At 38.8% G+C, this 237-nt stretch carries 1 protein-coding gene; it reads right to left on the bottom strand.

The window, feature by feature from the left end; all coding sequences use genetic code 11:
- Positions 1–201: hypothetical protein (locus NZM05_12720; protein ID MCS7014478.1), on the bottom strand; the 201-nt coding region annotated here is incomplete at its 3' end.
- Positions 202–237: the final 36 nt, after the last annotated feature.

Raw genomic sequence — 237 nt, forward strand, 5'->3', positions numbered from 1 at the left:
TGTCCGCTCCGACTTGACAAACATAAACGCCCCCGCCTCTAACAAAACATCCCCTAACCGACTTAACGCAGACACATGAACCAATACACAATAATTGGATACACGATAATAGGGAAGATTCGCTTTCTCTAAATAAAAAACTAACTGCGGCACAAGACGTGAAGAAATAAAAAACTCTCGCTCAGAACGACGTGTTGACATAAGTCAATTGTATAAAATCGATTACTTCTTTTATTA

This window comes from Chloroherpetonaceae bacterium (assembly GCA_025056565.1).
Lineage (GTDB): Bacteria > Bacteroidota > Chlorobiia > Chlorobiales > Thermochlorobacteraceae > Thermochlorobacter.